The sequence below is a fragment of the Streptococcus mitis genome (genome assembly GCF_946190155.1).
In the GTDB taxonomy this organism is placed as follows: Bacteria; Bacillota; Bacilli; order Lactobacillales; family Streptococcaceae; genus Streptococcus; species Streptococcus mitis_CL.
Map to the genome: position 1 here is coordinate 146,171 of NZ_CAMHZL010000004.1, position 17,040 is coordinate 163,210.

A 17,040-nucleotide genomic window follows, 5' to 3' on the forward strand; every position below is an offset into this window, starting at 1 on the left:
AGCATCTGCAACTGCTTCGCCAGCAAGCAATGAAGCTGCAACTACTGAAACCGCAGAGGCAGCTAGCGCAGCTAAACCAGAGGAAAAAGCAAGTGAGGTGGCTGCAGAAACACCATCTGCAGAAGCAAAACCTAAGTCTGACAAGGAAATAGAATCAAAGCCTGAAGCAACTAGCCAAGGGGATGAGTCTAAGCCAGTAGCAGAAGCTAATAAGACTGAAAAAGAAGTCCAGCCAGATGTCCCTAAAAATACAGAAAGAACATTAAAACCAAAGGAAATCAAATTTAATTCTTGGGATGAATTGTTGAAATGGGAACCGGGTGCGCGTGAGGATGATTCCATCAATCGTTCCTCAGTTGAACTAGCCAAGCGCCATAGAGGCCAGTTGGTGAACGAAAAAGCAAGCAGAAGAGCCAAGGTTCAGGCGCTAGCAAATACCAACTCAAAGGCTAAAGATCACGCTTCTGTTGGTGGAGAAGAATTCAAAGCCTACGCCTTTGACTACTGGCAATACTTGGATTCAATGGTCTTCTGGGAAGGTCTTGTTCCAACTCCTGACGTTATTGATGCAGGTCACCGTAACGGGGTTCCTGTATATGGTACACTCTTCTTCAACTGGTCTAATAGTATTGCAGACCAAGAAAAATTCGCTGAAGCTTTGAAGCAAGACCCAAATGGTAGCTTCCCAATCGCCCGTAAATTGGTAGACATGGCCAAGTATTATGGTTATGATGGCTATTTCATTAACCAAGAAACAACTGGAGATTTGGTTGAACCTCTTGGTGAAAAAATGCGTCAATTCATGCTCTATACAAAAGAATATGCGGCAAAAGTCAACCATCCAATCAAGTATGCTTGGTACGATGCCATGACCTATAAATATGGTCGTTACCACGAAGATGGTCTAGGTGATTACAACTACCAGTTCATGCAAAAAGAAGGTGACAAGGTCCCTGCGGATCAATTCTTTGCCAATTTCAACTGGAATAAGGAAAAGAATGACCACTCTGTAGAAATGGCAAAATGGCTGGAACGTAGCCAATATGATGTCTTTGCAGGATTGGAATTGCAACAAGGTGGTTCTTATAAGACAAAAGTTAAATGGGATGCCCTCTTAGATGAAAAAGGCAAGTTACGTTTGTCACTTGGACTCTTTGCACCAGATACAATTACCAGTCTAGGAAAAACAGGTGAAGACTACCACAAAAACGAAGATATCTTCTTCACAGGTTACCAAGGAGATCCGACAGCTCAAAAACCAGCGGACAAAGAGTGGTATGGAATTGCTAATTTAGTTGCAGACCGCACACCAGCAGTGGGTCGGACCTTCACTACCTCCTTTAATACAGGACATGGTAGAAAGTGGTTTGTAGACGGAAAAGTTTCTAAGGATTCTGAGTGGAACTACCGTTCGGTTTCAGGTATCTTGCCAACATGGCGCTGGTGGCAGACTTCAACAGGGGAAAAACTTCGTGCAGAATATGATTTTACAGATGCCTACAATGGAGGAAATTCCCTTAAATTCTCAGGTGATGTAGCTGGTAAGACGGACCAGGATGTGAATTTGTATTCTACTAAGTTAGAAGTAACTGAGAAAACCAAACTTCGTGTTGCCCACAAGGGAGGAAAAGGTTCTAAAGTTTTTATGGCCTTCTCTACAACTCCAGACTACAAATTCGATGATGCAGATGCATGGAAAGAGCTAACCCTTTCTGACAACTGGACAAATGAAGAAATTGACCTTAGCTCACTAGCAGGAAAAACCATCTATGCAGTTAAACTCTTCTTCGAGCATGAAGGTGCTGTAAAAGATTATCAGTTTAACCTAGGTCAATTAACAATTTCAGACAATCACCAAGCACCACAAGCGCCTACAGGTCTCTCTGTGGTGAAACAATCTCTTAAAAATGCCCAAGAAGCTGAAGCAGTGGTTCAGTTTGCGGGTAATCAAGATGCCGATTTCTATGAAGTCTACGAAAAAGATGGGGATAACTGGCGTTTGTTGACAGGTTCATCTGCTTCAACCATCTACTTGCCAAAAGTTAGCCGCTCTGCTAATGCGACTGGTACGACGCAAGAATTGAAAGTCGTTGCAGTTGGTAAAAATGGCCTTCGTTCAGAAGCTGCGACGACATCCTTTAACTGGGGCATGACTGTTCAGGATACAACTCTCCCAAGACCTTTGGCTGAAAATATTGTTCCAGGGGCAACGGTTATTGGTAGCACTTTCCCCAATACTGAAGGTGGGGAAGGCATCGAAGGCATGTTGAACGGTACGATTACAAGTCTGTCAGACAAGTGGTCTTCAGGACAATTGAGCGGTAGTGTCGATATTCGTTTGACTCAACCACGTCGTGTTGTCAGATGGGTGATGGATCATGCGGGAGCTGGTGGTGAGTCTGTTAACGATGGTCTGATGAACACCAAGGATTTTGATCTTTATTACAAGGATACAGATGGCGAGTGGAAACTAGCTAAGGAAGTCCGTGGCAATAAAGCCCACGTTACAGATATCACTTTTGACAAACCAATCACCGCCCAAGACTGGCGTTTGCATGTCATTACATCTGATAACGGAACACCTTGGAAGGCCATTCGTATCTACAACTGGAAGATGTACGAAGCCTTGGACACAGAAAGTCAAAATATTCCAATGGCTAAGGTAGCTGCTCGTTCACTTGGAAACCACCAAGTTCAACTAGGCTTCTCTGATGTTCCGGCAGGCGCAACCATCACCGTTTACGACAAGGCTGATTCACAAACACCAATTGCAACCTTGAAGACTGAAACTGGTGGTGACTTGGCAACAGATCCATTGGGCTTTGATAAGCAACCAACTCTCCTCTACTATCGTACCCAACTACCTGGCAAAGAAATCAGTAACACCTTGGCTGTAGCGATTCCACAGGATGAGAGAAAAATTGCTGCAGTTAGCCTTGAAAAAGGACCTAAAAAGACAGTTTATAAAGAAGGAGAAAAACTGGACTTCAGAGGCGGAACACTCCGTGTTCAATACGAAGGGGGACAAGCCGACGAGCTGATTAATCTTACTCACTCAGGTGTGACGGTATCTGGATACGACGCTCATCAAAAAGGGGAACAAAACTTAACACTGCAATACCTTGGTTTACCAGTGTCAGGTGATCTGAAAGTCCAAGTGACAGGACAGGATGAAGGAAAACCAAAAGAAGTAGCGGGCTTGAATATTACTAAGAAACCAAAAACAGACTATCTAGTAGGAGATCAACTGGATCTCTCTGAAGGTCGCTTTGGTGTTCTCTATGATGACGAGACAGAAGAGACTCACAGCTTTACTGATGAAGGTGTTGAAATCACGGGATACGATGCTCAGAAGACTGGACGCCAGACCTTGACCCTGCATTACAAGGGGCACACAGCTGAGTTTGATGTCTTGGTTTCTCCAAAGGCTGCAGTTAATGATGAATACCTTAAACAAGAAATCACTGCTGCCCAAGGCCGTCAGTCAACCCTTGCCTATACCTTCTCAAGTGAGGACAAACAAGCTGTACTAGTAGAGAAACTCAATGCAGCGAAAGTTGTAGCAGAAAACCACAATGCTAGCCAAGAAGAAGTCAACCGGGCTTTGAATGAGTTGAAACAAGCAGGGACAGACTTGGATGGAAATCAACGTTATCAGACTGCTAGAGAAGAATTGGAAGGTTTGCTTGAATCTGTCCGTGAAAAAGATTCTCAAGATGAGTTGATTGCCCAAGCTGAAGCTTTGTTGTCTTCACAAACACCAACTCCACAAGCTTTTGCGGACATGAAAGAAAAGCTGAATAAGAAACTAGCTCCTGCAGAAGAAAGTCATCATGTTGGGAGCATGGATCCAAGTGAAGTAGCCCCAACAGTTGAGGTCCTCCCTGAACTAGTTGTTGAAACTGAAACAACAGCCTATGAGCGTCAAGAGCGACCAAATGCGAACCTTCTTAAAGGTCAACGTCAACTTGTCCAAAAAGGAGAAGAAGGGCAGATTCATCGTCTAGTAGAAGTAGATAGTCAAGGCAATCGTACGCTTCACGCTACAGAAGTTTTGAAAGAAGCAACCCCTGAAATCGTAGAAGTTGGAACCAAAGTCTTTTCAAGTAATCAACCAGCTGAAGGAGTAAAAGATTTAATTCTAGAAATTCTGAAACTAGAAATTGAAGAGGATACAGTGGTCTTCGAACGTCAAGAGCGACCAAATGTGAACCTTCTTAAAGGTCAACGTCAACTTGTCCAAAAAGGAGAAGAAGGGCAAATTCGTCGTCTAGTAGAAGTAGATGTCCAAGGTAAACGCACCCTTCGTTCAACTGAAATTCTCAAGGAAGCTGTTCCAGAGATTACCGAAGTAGGTACAAAAGTTCTATCAAGCAATCAACCAGCAGAAGGAGTAAAAGACCTAGTTTTAGAAATTCCGAAACTAGAAATTGAAGAGGATACAGTGGCCTTCAAACACCAAGAACGTCCAAATCCAAATCTCCCAGTCGGTCAACGTCAACTTGTCCAAGCAGGAGTTGAGGGACAAATTCGTCGCTTGGTTGAAGTAGATAGTCAAGGCAATCGTACTCTTCGTTCAACAGAAGTTCTCAAGAAAGCTGTTCCAGAGATTACCGAAGTAGGTACAAAAGTTCTATCAAGCAATCAACCAGCAGAAGGAGTAAAAGACCTGGTTCTAGAAACTCCGAAACTAGAAGTTGAAAAAATTGCAGTATCCTTTGAACGTCAAGAACGTCCAAACTCAGAGCTTCTCAAAGGTCAACGTCGTATTGTTCAAGCTGGAGAAGAAGGACAAATTCGTCGCTTGATTGAAGTAGATAGCCAAGGCAATCGTACCCTTCGTACAACAGAAGTTCTCAAGGAAGCTCTTCCAGAAATTGTTGAAATTGGAACAAAAGTAAAAACAGAACCAGCAGTAGCGCCTACACAAGAAAAACCATCCCAAAATACAGCAGTTAAATCAGAAGAAGCAAGCAAACAATTGCCAAATACAGGAACTGCTGATGCCAATGAAGCCCTAATAGTAGGATTGGCAAGCCTTGGTCTTGCTAGTTTAGCCTTGACATTGAAACAGAAAAAAGAAGATGAAGATTAAATATCGAAAAATCTTGTGAAATCTTTCCTTATATTTCCAAAGTGTGATATAATAGTTTCGAATAAAATAAATAAAGGGGTTTTTGTAACATGGCAAAACTTACTGTTAAAGACGTTGACTTGAAAGGTAAAAAAGTCCTCGTTCGTGTTGACTTCAACGTACCATTGAAAGATGGCGTAATCACTAACGACAACCGTATCACAGCAGCTCTTCCAACTATTAAGTACATCATCGAACAAGGTGGACGTGCAATTCTTTTCTCTCACCTTGGACGTGTGAAAGAAGAAGCTGATAAAGCTGGTAAATCACTTGCTCCTGTAGCAGCAGACTTGGCAGCTAAATTGGGCCAAGACGTTGTTTTCCCAGGTGTTACTCGTGGTGCTGAATTGGAAGCAGCTATCAACGCTCTTGAAGATGGACAAGTTCTCTTGGTTGAAAACACTCGTTACGAAGATGTTGATGGCAAGAAAGAATCTAAAAACGATCCTGAACTTGGTAAATACTGGGCATCACTTGGAGATGGTATCTTCGTAAACGATGCATTCGGTACAGCTCACCGTGCACACGCATCTAACGTTGGTATCTCAGCAAACGTTGAAAAAGCAGTTGCTGGTTTCCTTCTTGAAAACGAAATTGCCTACATCCAAGAAGCAGTTGAAACTCCAGAACGTCCATTCGTGGCTATCCTTGGTGGTTCAAAAGTTTCAGACAAGATCGGTGTTATCGAAAACTTGCTTGAAAAAGCTGATAAAGTCCTTATCGGTGGTGGTATGACTTACACATTCTACAAAGCACAAGGTATCGAAATCGGTAACTCACTTGTAGAAGAAGACAAATTGGATGTTGCGAAAGCTCTTCTTGAAAAAGCAAACGGTAAATTGATCTTGCCAGTTGACTCAAAAGAAGCTAACGCATTTGCTGGTTACACTGAAGTGCGTGACACTGAAGGTGAAGCAGTTTCTGAAGGCTTCCTTGGTCTTGACATCGGTCCAAAATCTATCGCTAAATTTGACGAAGCTTTGACTGGTGCGAAAACAGTTGTATGGAACGGACCTATGGGTGTATTTGAAAACCCAGACTTCCAAGCTGGAACAATCGGTGTGATGGACGCTATCGTGAAACAACCAGGAGTTAAATCAATCATTGGTGGTGGTGACTCAGCTGCTGCAGCGATCAACCTTGGACGTGCAGATAAATTCTCATGGATCTCTACTGGTGGTGGAGCATCAATGGAACTTCTTGAAGGTAAAGTTCTTCCAGGACTTGCAGCCTTGACAGAAAAATAAGATTTTATAAATAAATCAAAGAAGAGAGGGATGAAAGTTCCTCTTTTCTTTTGCTTAAAATAAAAACGCTTCCTCTCAACTATTCATAATAAAATCAGCAGATTTATGATAAAATGGAAATAGAAAGTTGAGATTATGAGTTATTTTAAAAAATATAAATTCGATAAATCCCAGTTCAAACTTGGTATGCGAACCTTTAAAACAGGTATTGCTGTTTTTCTAGTTCTCTTGATTTTTGGCTTTTTTGGCTGGAAAGGTCTTCAAATCGGTGCTTTGACAGCCGTTTTTAGCCTGAGGGAGAGTTTTGATAAGAGTGTCCATTTTGGGACTTCGCGTATTCTAGGAAATAGTATCGGTGGTCTCTATGCCCTAGTCTTCTTCCTATTAAATACCTTTTTCCACGAAGCCTTTTGGGTAACCTTGGTTGTTGTTCCGATTTGTACCATGTTAACCATTATGACAAATGTAGCCATGAATAACAAAGCAGGGGTTATTGGTGGTGTAGCAGCTATGTTAATCATTACCCTATCGATCCCGAGTGGAGAGACAATTTTGTACGTATTTGCGCGTGTATCAGAAACTTTCATGGGAGTTTTTGTCGCAATTCTCGTAAATTACGATATTGATCGTATTCGGCTCTTTTTAGAGAAAAAAGAAAAATAATGTTACATTTTATAACATTATCAATTGACGTTTGTCTTTTTTTAGACTATAATAGACAGAAAGAAGGAAATTGTAAATGAAGGAAAAAGAATTTCGCCGAAATATGGCTGTTTTTCCTATCGGCAGTGTTATGAAGTTGACCGATCTATCGGCGCGTCAGATTCGTTATTATGAAGATCAAGAGTTGATTAAGCCTGATCGAAACGAAGGGAACCGTCGCATGTATTCCTTGAATGACATGGATCGTCTGCTTGAAATCAAAGATTATATCTCTGAAGGTTATAATATCGCTGCTATTAAGAAAAAATATGCTGAACGTGAAGCGAAATCCAAGAAAGCGGTGAGTCAGACTGAGGTGCGTCGTGCACTTCACAATGAACTCCTCCAACAGGGTCGCTTTGCTTCGGTACGATCACCTTTTGGTCGCGGTTAGCCAACCGCAAGTAGTCATACATTAAGGAGAAAACTCATGCCAATCACAGCTGCAGATATTCGTCGTGAAGTCAAGGAAAAAAATGTTACCTTTATCCGTCTCATGTTCTCAGATATTTTAGGAACCATGAAAAACGTCGAAATTCCTGCTACAGATGAACAGTTAGATAAAGTCTTGTCAAATAAGGCTATGTTTGATGGATCTTCTATCGAAGGTTTTGTACGTATCAATGAGTCGGATATGTACTTGTACCCAGACTTGGATACATGGACAGTCTTCCCGTGGGGAGATGAAAATGGAAGTGTTGCAGGTTTGATCTGTGATGTCTATACAACAGAAGGTGAGCCATTTGCAGGTGATCCTCGTGGTAATTTGAAACGTGCTCTTCGTCACATGGAAGAAGTGGGATTCAAATCCTTCAACCTTGGGCCAGAGCCAGAATTCTTCCTATTTAAACTGGATGAAAATGGGGATCCAACACTTGAAGTAAATGACAAGGGTGGCTACTTTGATTTAGCGCCTACTGACCTTGCAGACAACACACGTCGTGAGATTGTCAATGTCTTGACCAAAATGGGATTTGAAGTAGAAGCGAGTCACCACGAGGTTGCGGTTGGACAACACGAGATTGACTTCAAGTACGATGAAGTTCTCCGTGCTTGTGATAAGATTCAAATCTTTAAACTTGTTGTTAAAACCATTGCTCGCAAACACGGTCTTTACGCAACCTTTATGGCAAAACCAAAATTTGGTATTGCTGGATCAGGTATGCACTGTAATATGTCCTTGTTTGATGCAGAAGGAAACAATGCCTTCTTTGATCCAAATGATCCAAAAGGAATGCAGTTGTCAGAAACGGCCTACCATTTCCTTGGTGGTTTGATCAAGCATGCCTACAACTATACTGCCATCATGAATCCAACGGTTAACTCATACAAACGTTTGGTTCCAGGTTATGAAGCGCCTGTTTACATTGCTTGGGCTGGTCGTAACCGTTCGCCACTTGTGCGCGTGCCGGCTTCACGTGGTATGGGAACTCGTCTTGAGTTGCGTTCAGTGGATCCGATGGCAAACCCATATATCGCTATGGCTGTTCTTTTGGAGGTTGGTTTGCATGGTATTGAAAATAAAATCGAAGCACCAGCCCCTATAGAAGAAAATATCTACATCATGACAGCGGAAGAGCGTAAGGAAGCTGGTATTACAGACCTTCCATCAACTCTTCACAACGCTTTGAAAGCTTTGACAGAAGATGAGGTTGTCAGAGCAGCTCTTGGAGAACATATCTATACTAGTTTCCTTGAAGCCAAACGAATCGAATGGGCAAGTTATGCAACCTTCGTTTCACAATGGGAAATTGATAATTATTTAGACCTTTACTAATACTAATATAGAAGAAAGATTGCCTGTGGGTGATCTTTTTTCTTGTATTTTATATCGAGGTGTGATATATTTTATATAACGAAGTGCGATATATCGAACTAGATAGGAGGTGGCTATAAATGGAATTAACGGATAAGATTCGTCGAGTTTATCTTCCGATGACGGAAACGGGTTTTTATATCTTGTTCTGTCTGCAAAAGGAAGGTCATGGGTACAGTATTACGCAAAAGGTCAAGGAGATGACAGATTCGCAAGTTTCGATTAGTCCTGGGACTATGTATGGAACCTTGTCAAAAATGGAAAAGGATGGTTTGATTTCCTTTGTCCGTGAAGAGGAAAAACGGAAAATCTATCAGATCACAGACTTGGGACGAAAAGTCTTAGATATTGAATTGAAACGTATTGAACGGCTCTATAGGAACAGTCTGGAGGAAAGATGATGGAAAAGAAGGTTGTTTATCGAATTTTTACAATTGCGGATTATGATAGAGAGGCTTTATATCTTAGAAAAATGCATGCTGAGGGCTGGAAACTTAAGGAAGTGACCTACTCTAACTTAGTAGTTGCGGTTAAGTATACTTTTGAAAAGTGTCAACCGGAGCAGGTGTCTTATCAGTTGGACTTTTATCCTATGAAAAAATCAGAGAGAGCCTCCTATTTACAATTATTTAAAGACTGTGGCTGGGAGCATATTACAGACTTTAATGGGTTTTCCTACTTTAGAAAGCTTCATTCTGGAATTGAGTCGGATGCCGAGTTTGAAATTTATAATGACGCGGCCGGGAAGTTAGCTATGGTCAAACGGATTTTAACGAGGCGGATGCTTCCTATTTTGCTTCTCTTTTTAGCTCTACTACCGGTTTTCTCAAAGGTTGTCACTGGAGGTAGTTCTTTCAGTTGGGAAATGTTTTTGATTGTTATAATAGATGGTGTTTTATTGATAGTCCATGCGATTCAGATTTCTTATATTTTTTGGAGATTGAGTCAAAAGTGGAAAGAATTATCTAATAAATAAAATCAGGCATGTTTTCTAATTTTGGGGTAAGACAATGAATAGCAGAGTAGAATTTCGGATTTTCACCATTGTTGATTTGGACAAGGAAGAAGAATATTTACATGAGATGCATTTGAAGGGTTGGAGATATAGAAGGAGTCGTTTTGGTTTGTTCTATTTTGAACAATGTCAACCAGACGATGTCATCTACTGTATCTATGATTCTAGATTTCTTAAAAAATATAAGCATGAACTGCAAGATTTTAGAGATAGAGGTTGGGAATTGATAGAAAGAGGTTTTTATTCAATTTTTCGTAAACCGGCTTCTAATATACTTCCAGAGGATCAAGTCTATATGAGTAAGGGGCTCAGATGGGAAGTTATGCGATATAGATTTCGTTCATGTGCAGCTACTTTCTTAGGTGGTTTGGTTGTTTGTATAAGTTTATTTAAAGAAGAACTTTCTATGTCTTTCTTCGTTATTTTTCTTTTATATGCCTTTATGATTTCTTATTTAATTCATGGCTATTTAAGGCTTAAAAGGGCATACCGAGTAGATAAACAGTAAGGTTCTAGGTCTTTAGACTGATTTTTAGCACTCTTGGCAAAAGAGTGCTAATTTTTTGAGTTTTTGTCTTGACATTCTCTTTTAAGGGTGTATAATAGAATCATAAGTTAGCACTTGAGTGTATCGAGTGCTAATCGATCAGACAGAGAGGAGTGATGAGGTGGTTACAGAGCGTCAGCAGGATATTTTAAATCTGATTATTGACATCTTTACCAAAACGCACGAACCTGTCGGATCCAAAGCCTTGCAAGAGTCTATTAACTCTAGCAGTGCAACCATTCGTAATGACATGGCGGCTCTAGAAAAGCAAGGGTTGCTTGAGAAGGCCCATACTTCAAGTGGTCGGATGCCAAGTGTTGCTGGTTTTCAGTACTATGTGAAACACTCACTGGATTTTGACCGACTAGCTGAAAATGAGGTATATGAGATTGTCAAAGCCTTTGATCAGGAATTCTTCAAATTGGAGGATATTCTGCAAGAGGCTGCTAACCTGCTGACAGACTTGAGTGGCTGTACGGTAGTAGCACTGGATGTTGAGCCGAGCAGGCAACGTTTGACAGCCTTTGATATCGTTGTTTTGGGGCAACATACAGCCTTGGCGGTATTCACCCTAGACGAGTCTCGAACGGTTACCAGTCAGTTTCTGATTCCAAGGAACTTCTTGCAGGAGGATTTGCTGAAGCTGAAGAGCATCATTCAGGAACGTTTCCTCGGCCACACCGTTCTAGATATTCACTACAAGATTCGGACGGAGATTCCGCAGATTATCCAGCGTTACTTTACAACAACGGACAATGTTATCGATCTCTTTGAACATATCTTTAAGGAAATGTTCAACGAAAACATTGTGGTGGCGGGCAAAGTCAATCTCTTGAATTTTGCCAATCTGGCAGCTTATCAGTTCTTTGACCAACCGCAAAAGGTGGCTCTGGAGATTCGTGAGGGTCTGCGTGAAGATCAGATGCAAAACGTTCGTGTTGCAGACAGTCAAGAGTCCTGTCTAGCCGACCTAGCGGTGATTAGTAGCAAGTTCCTCATTCCTTATCGGGGAGTTGGAATTCTAGCCATTATCGGTCCAGTTAATCTGGATTATCAGCAATTAATCAACCAAGTCAATGTAGTCAATCGTGTTTTGACCATGAAGTTGACAGATTTTTACCGCTACCTCAGCAGTAATCATTACGAAGTACATTAAGATTGAAATCATTAAAGGAGGCGAAAATGGCCCAAGATATAAAAAATGAAGAAGTAGAAGAAGTTCAAGAAGAGGAAGTTGTGGAAACGGTAGAAGAAACAACTCCTGAGAAGTCTGAATTGGACTTGGCAAATGAACGTGCAGATGAGTTCGAAAATAAATATCTTCGCGCTCATGCAGAAATGCAAAATATCCAACGCCGTGCCAATGAAGAGCGTCAAAATTTGCAACGTTATCGTAGCCAGGACTTGGCAAAAGCGATTCTCCCTTCTTTGGACAACCTTGAGCGTGCACTCGCAGTTGAAGGTTTGACAGATGATGTGAAGAAGGGCTTGGAAATGGTGCAAGAAAGCTTGATTCACGCTTTGAAAGAAGAAGGAATCGAAGAAATCGCAGCTGACGGTGAATTTGACCATAACTATCATATGGCCATCCAAACTCTTCCAGCAGACGATGAACACCCAGCAGATACCATCGCTCAAGTTTTCCAAAAAGGCTACAAACTCCATGACCGCATCCTACGCCCAGCTATGGTAGTGGTGTACAACTAGGCTAGAGAACTTAAAAAACTTGTCCGAAACGACAATAAACTATGAAGAAAGATAAAATATATTTGGCTTTGCAATAGTGAGCGAAGCGAACCAAAGACGATACTCTTCGCCGTGGCGCTATTTGCGCAAACTTTTAGACCTTAGGCTCAAAGTTTAGTCAAAGAGATTGACGAAGTCAAGCTCTGACGGCGCCGCCACTTAAGAAGAGTATCAAAAAGAAAAATAGAATATAAAATTTAAGGAGAAAAACACATGTCTAAAATTATCGGTATTGACTTAGGTACAACAAACTCAGCAGTTGCAGTTCTTGAAGGAACTGAAAGCAAAATCATCGCAAACCCAGAAGGAAACCGTACAACTCCATCTGTAGTCTCATTCAAAAACGGTGAAATCATCGTTGGTGATGCTGCAAAACGTCAAGCAGTTACAAATCCAGATACAGTTATCTCTATCAAATCTAAAATGGGAACTTCTGAAAAAGTTTCTGCTAACGGAAAAGAATACACTCCACAAGAAATCTCAGCTATGATTCTTCAATACTTGAAAGGTTATGCTGAAGACTACCTTGGTGAAAAAGTAACCAAAGCAGTTATCACAGTTCCTGCTTACTTCAACGACGCTCAACGTCAAGCCACAAAAGACGCTGGTAAAATCGCTGGTCTTGAAGTAGAACGTATCGTCAACGAACCAACTGCAGCAGCTCTTGCTTATGGTTTGGACAAGACTGACAAAGAAGAAAAAATCTTGGTATTTGACCTTGGTGGTGGTACATTCGACGTCTCTATCCTTGAATTGGGTGACGGTGTCTTCGACGTATTGTCAACTGCAGGGGACAACAAACTCGGTGGTGATGACTTTGACCAAAAAATTATCGACCACTTGGTAGCAGAATTCAAGAAAGAAAACGGTATTGACTTGTCTACTGACAAGATGGCAATGCAACGTTTGAAAGATGCAGCTGAAAAAGCTAAGAAAGACCTTTCTGGTGTAACTTCAACTCAAATCAGCTTGCCATTTATCACTGCTGGTGAAGCTGGACCTCTTCACTTGGAAATGACTTTGACTCGTGCAAAATTTGACGATTTGACTCGTGACCTTGTAGAACGTACAAAAGTTCCAGTTCGTCAAGCCCTTTCTGATGCAGGTTTGAGCTTGTCAGAAATCGACGAAGTTATCCTTGTTGGTGGTTCAACTCGTATCCCTGCCGTTGTTGAAGCTGTTAAGGCTGAAACTGGTAAAGAACCAAACAAATCAGTAAACCCTGATGAAGTAGTTGCTATGGGTGCTGCCATCCAAGGTGGTGTGATTACTGGTGATGTTAAAGACGTTGTCCTTCTTGACGTAACACCATTGTCACTTGGTATCGAAACAATGGGTGGAGTATTTACAAAACTTATCGATCGCAACACTACTATTCCAACATCTAAATCACAAGTCTTCTCAACTGCAGCAGACAACCAACCAGCCGTTGATATCCACGTTCTTCAAGGTGAACGCCCAATGGCAGCAGATAACAAGACTCTTGGACGTTTCCAATTGACAGATATCCCAGCTGCACCTCGTGGTATCCCACAAATCGAAGTAACATTTGATATCGACAAGAACGGTATCGTGTCTGTTAAGGCTAAAGATCTTGGAACTCAAAAAGAACAAACAATTGTGATCCAATCTAACTCAGGTTTGACTGACGAAGAAATCGACCGCATGATGAAAGATGCAGAAGCAAACGCTGAAGCAGATAAGAAACGTAAAGAAGAAGTTGACCTTCGTAACGAAGTAGACCAAGCTATCTTCGCGACTGAAAAGACTATCAAGGAAACTGAAGGAAAAGGTTTTGACGCAGAACGTGACGCTGCCCAAGCTGCCCTTGATGATCTTAAGAAAGCTCAAGAAGACAACAACTTGGACGAAATGAAAGCAAAACTTGAAGCATTGAATGAAAAAGCTCAAGGACTTGCTGTTAAACTCTACGAACAAGCTGCAGCAGCCCAACAAGCTCAAGCAGGAGCAGAAGGCGCACAAGCAACAGGAAACGCAGGAGATGACGTTGTAGACGGAGAGTTTACGGAAAAGTAAGGTGCAAAGCCTGTTAAAACCTCACAGTGAAAATAGGAAATCTGACGCAGAAACTTTAGTTTCTAGAAAGATTTGTCTTTTTCGCCAAGAGGTTAGGGCGTGCTCGATTCGGTAAGATGTTGAGGCGTTAAGAAAACGAAAGAAAAATAGGAAGCCATCGCCTTGTGCGATGCACAGAAGATGGCTTATCTTTTTTCCGAAGTTTTTAGCCGAAACTCAGTTAAGCCTAACTCGTCAAGAATGTTAAGAAGAAATCCAGAGGTTGCAACCCAGCCTCTGTTTTTCGATAAAAAAGGCCTAAACCTGATTTATTTGGGGTTTGTCTCATCAATATGAAATACAGGAATTGAACCCGACCTAAATCGAGGTTTGATTCACAATAACAATAGAAAGGAACAAAGGTGTTCAGGGAATTGAACACGGGTTCCAAAATTTCTGACTCAATATAAAAGAAAGGAATTGAACCCGACCTAAATTCTAGGAAAAAAGATAAATCTGTCTAGGAGCATCGCTCCAGCGTCAGATTTCCTATTTTTCAGTCGAATTTTACGGTCTTGGTATCTTGTATGAACAATACTGAATTTTATGATCGTCTGGGGGTGTCAAAAAACGCTTCGGCAGACGAAATCAAAAAGGCTTATCGTAAGCTTTCGAAAAAATACCACCCAGATATCAACAAGGAGCCTGGTGCTGAGGAAAAGTACAAGGAAGTTCAAGAAGCCTATGAGACTTTGAGTGACGACCAAAAACGTGCTGCCTATGACCAATATGGTGCTGCGGGTGCCAATGGTGGTTTTGGTGGAGCTGGTGGTTTCGGCGGTTTCGATGGGGCAGGAGGCTTCGGTGGTTTTGAAGATATCTTCTCAAGTTTCTTCGGCGGAGGCGGTGCTTCGCGCAATCCAAATGCTCCTCGTCAAGGGGATGACCTCCAGTATCGTGTGGACTTGACCTTTGAAGAAGCTATTTTTGGAACTGAAAAAGAAGTTAAGTATAATCGTGAAGCAAGTTGTAGTACATGTAATGGCTCAGGTGCTAAACCAGGAACAAGTCCAGTCACTTGTGGACGCTGTCATGGTGCTGGTGTCATTAACGTCGATACGCAGACTCCGCTTGGTATGATGCGTCGTCAAGTAACCTGTGATGTCTGTCACGGTCGTGGAAAAGAAATCAAAGATCCATGTACAACATGTCACGGAACAGGGCATGAAAAACAAGCCCATAGCGTACATGTCAAAATTCCTGCTGGTGTGGAAACTGGTCAACAAATTCGCCTAGCTGGTCAAGGTGAAGCTGGATTTAACGGTGGACCTTATGGTGACTTGTATGTAGTGGTTTCTGTGGAAGCCAGCGACAAGTTTGAACGTGAAGGAACCACTATCTTCTACAATCTCAACCTCAACTTTGTCCAAGTGGCTCTTGGTGATACAGTTGATATCCCGACTGTTCACGGTGATGTGGAATTGGTTATCCCAGAGGGAACTCAGACTGGTAAGAAATTCCGTCTACGTGGCAAGGGAGCTCCGAGCCTTCGTGGTGGTGCAGTTGGTGACCAATATGTTACCGTTAATGTCGTAACACCGACAGGCTTGAACGACCGTCAAAAAGCAGCCTTGAAAGAATTCGCAGCTGCTGGTGATTTGAAAGTCAATCCAAAGAAAAAGGGCTTCTTTGACCATATTAAAGATGCCTTTGAAGGAGAATAATACTCTTCGAAAATCTCTTCAAACCGTGTCAACGTCGTCTTGCCGTATATATGTGACTGACTTTGTCAGTCTTATCTACAACCTCAAAACAGTGTTTGAGCAAGCTGCGGCTAGTTTCTTAGTTTGCTCTTTGATTTTCATTGAGTATAAATCAAATACTTTCCCAGACTTTCCGCCGTAATGAAAACACCTGAAACCGTTTGATTTCAGGTGTTCGGAAACTTTGAGACCTAGGCTCAAAGTTTAGGTATGGAACTTCGAAGAAGGTCGCTACCGTCCGTCATTACTTAAGGAAAGTCTTAAAAAATCTATAAACTAAAAAGAGCCAATTGGCTCTTTTTACTTATCTTCCATTTCCTGTGTTTCTTTGATAACAGCTAGTCTAGTCTGGATATCCTTTTCCAAGACCTTAAACTTGTAAGTGAGGTCTTCTTGGTATTCCTTGATAAGTTCTTTTTGCTGGTCGATGATTTGGAGGCTGTTTTGGATAATATCCACATCGTCCTTGATAGCTTGAACGCGGTCAGTGGTATTCAAGACTTCATCTGTGATGGTTTGACGATTTTTTGTGACCAGATAACTTCCAGCTGCAGCTCCTGCAAATAGCAGTAGATTGGATAATTTCATAGCAACTCCTTAGGCGTTTTTGATGGTTTCAGCGACTTGAGCAAGTTTGTCAAAGTCTGGTTCGTGGGCGATAAAATCAATCTTGAGGTCATCGTCCGCACTGTAGCGAGGCACGAGGTGAACGTGGGTATGAAAGACAGTTTGCCCTGCGACTTCTTCACAGTTAGCAATGATATTCATACCAGCAGCCTTAGTAGCTTTCATGACTTTTTGAGCCACTGTTGGTACTTGGGCAAAGAGTTGGCTGGCGCTAGTAGCGTCCATTTCCAAAAGATTGCGATAGTGTTCTTTTGGTACGACCAAGGTGTGCCCTGGTGTCACTTGAGAGATATCAAGAAAGGCAAGAACCTGCTCATCTTCATATACTTTTGAAGCAGGAATTTCCCCTGCGATGATTTTACAAAAAATGCAATCTGACATAAAATCTACCTCTACTGTATTGAATTTTGATATAATATAGCTACAT

14 protein-coding genes are annotated in these 17,040 nt (G+C 41.7%); 12 read left to right on the forward strand and 2 right to left on the reverse strand.

What is annotated here, in order from left to right:
- Window positions 1-97: 97 nt before the first annotated feature.
- From N8O80_RS05085 to dnaJ, 12 genes are all read left to right on the forward strand, one after another.
- Complete coding sequence (locus tag N8O80_RS05085) at window positions 98-5,095, forward strand: endo-beta-N-acetylglucosaminidase (protein WP_419991863.1); 4,998 nt, start codon at window positions 98-100, stop codon at window positions 5,093-5,095.
- A gap of 89 nt (window positions 5,096-5,184) precedes the next feature.
- Complete coding sequence (locus tag N8O80_RS05090; RefSeq protein WP_001096743.1) at window positions 5,185-6,381, forward strand: phosphoglycerate kinase; 1,197 nt, start codon at window positions 5,185-5,187, stop codon at window positions 6,379-6,381.
- A 135-nt stretch (window positions 6,382-6,516) separates the two neighbouring features.
- The gene (locus tag N8O80_RS05095; RefSeq protein WP_000119915.1) at window positions 6,517-7,044 is read left to right on the forward strand and encodes an FUSC family protein; all 528 of its coding nucleotides are present in this window, start codon (window positions 6,517-6,519) and stop codon (window positions 7,042-7,044) included.
- Between the two features lie 76 nt (window positions 7,045-7,120).
- On the forward strand, window positions 7,121-7,477 hold the full coding sequence (gene glnR / locus N8O80_RS05100; protein ID WP_000659548.1) for a transcriptional repressor GlnR: 357 nt from the start codon (window positions 7,121-7,123) through the stop codon (window positions 7,475-7,477).
- Window positions 7,478-7,513: 36 nt separating this feature from the next.
- Window positions 7,514-8,860: a type I glutamate--ammonia ligase gene (glnA, locus tag N8O80_RS05105; RefSeq protein ID WP_001122886.1), complete on the forward strand. Its 1,347-nt coding sequence runs from the start codon at window positions 7,514-7,516 to the stop codon at window positions 8,858-8,860.
- Between the two features lie 119 nt (window positions 8,861-8,979).
- Window positions 8,980-9,300: a PadR family transcriptional regulator gene (locus N8O80_RS05110; protein WP_049510185.1), complete on the forward strand. Its 321-nt coding sequence runs from the start codon at window positions 8,980-8,982 to the stop codon at window positions 9,298-9,300.
- On the forward strand, window positions 9,300-9,875 hold the full coding sequence (locus N8O80_RS09730; RefSeq protein ID WP_314732578.1) for a DUF2812 domain-containing protein: 576 nt from the start codon (window positions 9,300-9,302) through the stop codon (window positions 9,873-9,875). Before N8O80_RS05110 ends, N8O80_RS09730 begins: the two co-directional genes overlap by 1 nt.
- A gap of 34 nt (window positions 9,876-9,909) precedes the next feature.
- Window positions 9,910-10,422, forward strand: a complete 513-nt coding sequence (locus tag N8O80_RS05120) for a DUF2812 domain-containing protein (protein WP_261027101.1) — start codon at window positions 9,910-9,912, stop codon at window positions 10,420-10,422.
- A gap of 160 nt (window positions 10,423-10,582) precedes the next feature.
- Window positions 10,583-11,617: a heat-inducible transcriptional repressor HrcA gene (gene hrcA, locus N8O80_RS05125; RefSeq protein WP_000255759.1), complete on the forward strand. Its 1,035-nt coding sequence runs from the start codon at window positions 10,583-10,585 to the stop codon at window positions 11,615-11,617.
- Window positions 11,618-11,643: 26 nt separating this feature from the next.
- Window positions 11,644-12,168 (forward strand): nucleotide exchange factor GrpE, encoded by a 525-nt coding sequence (grpE, locus tag N8O80_RS05130; RefSeq protein ID WP_000046038.1) that lies wholly within the window; start codon window positions 11,644-11,646, stop codon window positions 12,166-12,168.
- Between the two features lie 252 nt (window positions 12,169-12,420).
- Window positions 12,421-14,244 carry a molecular chaperone DnaK gene (gene dnaK, locus N8O80_RS05135; protein ID WP_000034667.1) on the forward strand — a complete coding sequence of 608 codons (1,824 nt, stop codon included), beginning with the start codon at window positions 12,421-12,423 and terminating at the stop codon, window positions 14,242-14,244.
- A gap of 566 nt (window positions 14,245-14,810) precedes the next feature.
- Window positions 14,811-15,947 (forward strand): molecular chaperone DnaJ, encoded by a 1,137-nt coding sequence (gene dnaJ, locus N8O80_RS05140; protein ID WP_261027102.1) that lies wholly within the window; start codon window positions 14,811-14,813, stop codon window positions 15,945-15,947.
- Between the two features lie 339 nt (window positions 15,948-16,286).
- Here the strand turns inward: dnaJ and N8O80_RS05145 are convergent, their stop codons facing one another.
- Window positions 16,287-16,574, reverse strand: a complete 288-nt coding sequence (locus tag N8O80_RS05145) for a hypothetical protein (RefSeq protein ID WP_084928138.1) — start codon at window positions 16,572-16,574, stop codon at window positions 16,287-16,289.
- 9 nt (window positions 16,575-16,583) lie between these two features.
- On the reverse strand, window positions 16,584-16,994 hold the full coding sequence (locus N8O80_RS05150) for an HIT family protein (protein ID WP_049538866.1): 411 nt from the start codon (window positions 16,992-16,994) through the stop codon (window positions 16,584-16,586).
- Window positions 16,995-17,040 lie beyond the last annotated feature (46 nt).